Origin of the sequence: Sphingomonas sp. Ant20, assembly GCF_000783375.1 — a bacterium.
GTDB lineage: Bacteria > Pseudomonadota > Alphaproteobacteria > Sphingomonadales > Sphingomonadaceae > Sphingomonas > Sphingomonas aerolata.
In genome coordinates this window covers 1-5465 of sequence record NZ_JRVI01000200.1, presented here as the reverse complement: position 1 = coordinate 5465, position 5465 = coordinate 1, and the positions used below count along the sequence as shown (strand labels likewise).

Sequence of the window (5465 nt, the reverse complement as noted above, 5' to 3'; positions counted from 1 at the left end):
GCCGGGGCAGGACTGGCGATCGCGCTCGGCAAGCCTGGCCCGGCCGAGCTGCTCGCCGCGTATCGCCGCCCGCAGCCCCGCCTCGCCGATGGCCGCCGCCTCGCCCGCCACGTCCATGCGATGATGGACGTGTCCGACGGTCTGCTCATCGACGCCGCGCGCATGGCGCTCGCGAGTGGCCTCGCCGTCGCGATCGATCTCGCCGCCATCCCCCTCTCCGACGCCTATCGTGCCTATTCAGGCGATCGGGTCGCAGCGGCGACCGCAGGCGACGACTATCAGCTGCTGTTCGCCGCGCCCGAAGATTTCGCTACCGATGCCACCCGGATAGGGGCGTTCTTGACGGGATCGGGGCTGGTCCTTCACGATGCCGGCACGCCCGTCCCGCTGCCGCCAAGTCTAGGCTATGAGCACCGCGCCTGACGGTCGCTTGCGCAATACCCCTGCACTGATAGGTTCCTTGGACGGGACTCGGCAAAGCCGAGACCGGGGAGGAACTGAAAAAAGGGATAGTGCCGTATGACGACCGTCTATCTGGCCATGATCTGCGGCGTCATCGCCGTCCTATATGGCTTCGTCACCAGTCGGCAGGTCCTCGCCGCCTCCCCCGGCAATGCGAAGATGCAGGACATTGCCGCCGCCATCCAGGAGGGCGCAAAGGCCTATCTCGGCCGCCAGTACACGACCATCGCGATCGTCGGCGTCATCGTCGCCGTCATCCTGCTCGCCACGCTCGGCATGATCTCGACGATCGGTTTCGTCATCGGCGCGGTGCTGTCGGGGGTCGCGGGCTATGTCGGCATGAACATCTCGGTTCGGGCGAACGTCCGCACCGCAGAGGCCGCGCGCACCTCGCTCCAGGCCGGGCTGACGATGGCGTTCCGATCGGGCGCGGTCACCGGCATGCTCGTCGCGGGGCTCGGGCTGCTCGCGATCAGCGCCTTCTTCTGGTATCTCACCGGCTTTGCGGGTCACGCGCCCAACGACCGGATCATCGTCGAGGCACTGACCGCGCTCGCCTTCGGGGCCTCGCTGATCTCGATCTTCGCGCGTCTGGGCGGCGGCATCTTCACCAAGGCGGCCGACGTCGGCGCGGATCTGGTCGGCAAGGTCGAGGCGGGCATTCCCGAGGACGATCCCCGCAACCCCGCGGTCATCGCCGATAATGTCGGCGACAATGTCGGCGACTGCGCGGGCATGGCCGCCGACCTGTTCGAGACGTACGTCGTCACGCTGGGCGTCACGATGATCTCGATCGCGCTGCTGATCCAGGCGAGCGGCGCCGAGTTGATGCGTCTGATGACGCTCCCGCTGCTCGTCGGCGGCGTGTGCATCGTCACCTCGATCATCGGCACCTACATGGTCCGGCTCGGCGGCGGCAGCATCATGGGCGCACTCTACAAGGGCTTCTTCACCTCGACGATCCTGTCGATTCCCGCCATCTACCTCGCCACGCAGTACGTGCTCGGCGACCTTCACCGCGTGATCGGTGGTGCAGGCTATCTCGATCCCGCGACCGACGACCTGACCACCCAGGCCGCGCCGTCGCTGACGCAAAGCTTCACCGGCATGGACCTGTTCTGGTCGATGATGATCGGGCTGGTCGTCACCGGGCTGATCGTGTGGATCACCGAATATTACACCGGCACCAACCACCGCCCGGTCCAGTCGATCGCCAAGCATCCGAGACCGGCCACGGCACCAACGTCATCCAGGGGCTCGCGATCAGCCTCGAATCGACTGCGATGCCGACGCTCGTCATCGTCGTCGCGGTGATCGTCGCCTACCAGCTCGCCGGGATCATCGGCATCGCCTTTGCCGCCACCGCGATGCTCGCCCAGGCGGGCATGGTCGTCGCGCTCGACGCGTACGGCCCGGTCACCGACAATGCCGGCGGGATCGCCGAGATGGCGGGCCTTCCCGATGACGTCCGACAGAAGACAGATGCGCTCGACGCGGTCGGCAACACCACCAAGGCGGTGACCAAGGGCTATGCGATCGGCTCGGCCGGGCTCGCCGCGCTCGTCCTGTTCGGCGCCTATACCACCGACCTCGCGACCTATTTCCCGCAGGTCACGGTCGATTTCAGCCTCAGCAACCCGTACGTCATCGTCGGCCTGCTGCTCGGCGCGCTGCTCCCCTATCTGTTCGGCGCGTTCGGGATGACCGCGGTCGGTCGCGCGGCGGGCGCGGTCGTCGAGGAGGTCCGCGCGCAGTTCCGCGACAATCCCGGCATCATGCTCGGCACCAGCCGCCCCAATTATGCGCGCACCGTCGATCTGGTGACGAAGGCGGCGATCCGCGAGATGATTGTGCCCTCGCTGCTGCCGGTGCTGTCGCCGATCGCGGTGTATTTCATCATCACCGCGGTCGCCGGCCAGGCCTCGGGCTTCGCCGCGCTCGGCGCGATGCTGCTCGGCGTGATCGTCTCGGGTCTGTTCGTCGCAATCTCGATGACGAGCGGCGGCGGCGCCTGGGACAATGCCAAGAAATATATCGAGGACGGCAACCACGGCGGCAAGGGATCTGAGGCGCACAAGGCCGCGGTGACCGGCGACACCGTCGGCGATCCCTACAAGGACACCGCCGGCCCGGCGGTGAACCCGATGATCAAGATCACCAACATCGTCGCGCTGCTGCTGCTCGCCGCACTCGCGGGCGGCGGGGTGGGCTGACGCGACGATCCTCCCCCGCAAGGGGGAGGTAGCAGGTGCAGCCTGACGAGGGGCGGCGGCACGCGCTGCCCCCTCCGTAACACCCCCCCGCCGATACCGCCGTAACGGACCCGATAGACCGTCCGCGGATGCATCTGGCTTGGACGGACCGGCTTTTGCCCCCGCATCCTGCCCCGATGCGCAACCGCCCCGAAAACCACCTCTTCTATGGCGACAATCTCACCGTCCTCCGCAAGGAGATCGCCGACGAGAGCATCGACCTGATCTATCTCGACCCGCCGTTCAATTCGAACGCGACCTATGGCATCCTGTTCAAGGAACCCGACGGCCGCGCCTCGAACGCGCAGATCGAGGCGTTCGAGGACAGCTGGCACTGGAACGACAGCGCAGAGGATGCCTTCGACCAGGTCGCGCGCAGCGGCAACACCAAGGCGTTCGACCTGCTCAACGCGATGCGCGGGTTTCTCGGCGACAATGACATGATGGCCTATCTGGCGATGATGGCGGTCCGGCTGCTCGAACTGCACCGCGTCCTGAAACCGACCGGCAGCCTCTATCTCCACTGCGACCCGACCGCGAGCCACTATCTGAAACTTCTTCTCGACGCGACGTTCGGCAAACGGCAGTTTCAGAACGAGATCATCTGGAGCTATCGGCGCTGGCCGACGGTCTCCCACCGCTTTCAACGGATGCACGACTGCCTGCTGTTCTACAGTAAGACCGAAACGGGCAATCTGTTCAACGTTCTGACGATGCCCCCGTCGGCGAGTTCGATCAAACGTTGGCGCGGGGCGATGCAGAAAGTGACCTTCGCTCCCGACGGAACCCGCAATCCCACGCAGGAGAGCGGCACGTCGCCAGGCGTCGCGATGAACGACGTATGGGACATTCCTATCATCGCCCCGGTGTCGCGGGAGCGTCTCGGCTATCCGACCCAGAAGCCGGTGGCCCTGCTCGAACGCATCATCGGCGCGTCGTCGAACGAAGGCGACGTGGTGCTTGATCCGTTCTGTGGATGCGGCACGGCGGTCCATGCCGCGCAGAAAATGGGCCGGCAATGGATTGGGATCGACATCACGCATCTCGCCATTTCGCTGATCGAAAAGCGCATGAAGGACGCGTTTCCCCGCGTCACCTTCACGGTCGAAGGCACCCCCAAGGGCCTCGCCTCCGCACGCGATCTGGCGCTGCGCGACAAATACCAGTTTCAGTGGTGGGCGGTGTCGCTGGTCGATGCGCTCCCTTTTGGCGGCCGCAAGAAGGGGGCGGATGGCGGGATCGACGGGCTCATCTATTTCAACGATCACGATGTCGCCGCAGGAAAGATGGTCACGCACCGCGCGATCGTCTCGGTCAAGGGCGGGCTCAATCCCGATGTGACGATGGTCGAGACGCTCGCGGCGACGATCGCGCGCGAAAAGGCGCCGATCGGCGTGCTGATCATGAACGCCAGGCCCACGCGCGAGATGGAGCGCCGCGCCGCCGCGGTCGGCATCTACCGCGCCGGCGTCGACGAGACGTTCCCGCGGCTTCAGATCCTCACGCTCGCCGACCTGTTCCAGGGCAAGCGGCCGCGGATCCCCAATGTCGACCGCGCCGCCTTCCGCCGCGCCGCGCGCGAAGCCACCGGCACACAGCCCGGGCTGCTGTGACGCGCCCTTGTTTCGGACGCGGCGAACACCGACATCCAGGTCTGAGGGGCGCGTATGGGCATAAGGGCCATGCGCGCCTTTCGGGCGTGCTTTCCTTTTTCGCGAACCTGCGGTAAGGGCGCTCGTCCCGAAATTCCCCCAATTCAGAGATTATATTTGGCCAAGGAAGAACTGCTCGAGATGCGCGGCCGCGTGGTGGAACTCCTCCCCAACGCGATGTTCCGGGTACAGCTCGAAAACGACCACGAGATTCTCGGTCACACCGCCGGCAAGATGCGCAAGAACCGCATCCGCGTGCTGGTCGGCGACGAGGTGCTGTGTGAGCTCACCCCGTATGATCTGACCAAGGGTCGCATCACCTACCGCTTCAAATAAGCGCTGGCCGCGGGTCGTCCGCGGTCGTGCAGCAAGATCGAGGCAATTGTGCTCGTCCTAGCCTCCTCCTCGCCCCGCCGCCGCGACCTGCTGGCGCGGCTCGGCGTCGTGCCGTCGCGCGTTGCGTCCCCCGATATCGACGAAAGCCCGCACCGGGCCGAAGTGCCGCGCGCCTATGCGCTGCGTCTCGCGGTCGAGAAGGCATGCGCGGTCGATCGCGCCGCGGGTGAGATCGTCATCGCCGGGGACACCACCATCGCCCTCGGCCGCCGCATCCTGCCGCCCGCCGATACGCCCGACATCCAGCGCGACCTGCTCGGCAAATTGTCCGGGCGGCGTCATCACTGCCTGTCCGCAGTCTGCGTGATCGACGCCGCCGGCACCGTCCGCACCCGCCTCGCCGACACGATCGTCGCGTTCAAGCCGCTCTCGACCGCCGAGATCGACGACTACATCGCATGCGGCGAAGGGCTGGGCAAGGCGGGCGGCTATGCGATCCAGGGCCGCGCCGAGGCGTTCGTGCGCTTTCTCTCGGGTAGCCATTCGGGGGTTGTGGGGCTTCCGCTGTTCGAAACCCGCGCGCTGCTGAAGACCGCCGGGCTCGCGCTTGCCTGAATCCGGCCCCGTCTGGCTCTACGAAGCCGGCATTGGCGAAGACCGCGCCGCGCTGGTCGAGAATGACCAGATCGTCGAGGCACTGATCGAGCGCGACGACGTGGCGCTGCGCGTCGGCCATGTCGCGCGCGCGCGCCTCGTCGAGGCG

The 5465-nt window shown here is 66.4% G+C and carries 4 protein-coding genes and 2 pseudogenes; all 6 read left to right on the top strand.

Translation table 11 applies throughout. The features are described 5' to 3' along the window. Nucleotides 1-423: AIR synthase-related protein (locus tag NI18_RS18100; RefSeq protein ID WP_037532001.1), on the top strand; the 423-nt coding region annotated here is incomplete at its 5' end. A gap of 96 nt (nucleotides 424-519) precedes the next feature. Further along, a pseudogene (locus NI18_RS18095) lies at nucleotides 520-2675 on the top strand (sodium-translocating pyrophosphatase). Nucleotides 2676-2851: 176 nt separating this feature from the next. Beyond that, on the top strand, nucleotides 2852-4327 hold the full coding sequence (locus tag NI18_RS18090; protein WP_037531999.1) for a DNA methyltransferase: 1476 nt from the start codon (nucleotides 2852-2854) through the stop codon (nucleotides 4325-4327). Between the two features lie 156 nt (nucleotides 4328-4483). Then, nucleotides 4484-4702, top strand: coding sequence for a translation initiation factor IF-1 (gene infA, locus NI18_RS18085; RefSeq protein WP_031441079.1), 219 nt, complete (start codon nucleotides 4484-4486; stop codon nucleotides 4700-4702). A gap of 45 nt (nucleotides 4703-4747) precedes the next feature. Continuing rightward, nucleotides 4748-5317 (top strand): nucleoside triphosphate pyrophosphatase, encoded by a 570-nt coding sequence (locus tag NI18_RS18080; RefSeq protein WP_037531997.1) that lies wholly within the window; start codon nucleotides 4748-4750, stop codon nucleotides 5315-5317. After that, nucleotides 5310-5465: pseudogene (locus NI18_RS24650) on the top strand (ribonuclease); the annotation flags it as partial. The gene NI18_RS18080 and the pseudogene NI18_RS24650, both read left to right, overlap by 8 nt.

Coding starts and splice junctions, on each gene's coding strand:
- NI18_RS18090 (WP_037531999.1), top strand. CDS start 2,852: ATGCGCAACCGCCCCGAAAACCACCTCTTCTATGGCGACAATCTCACC.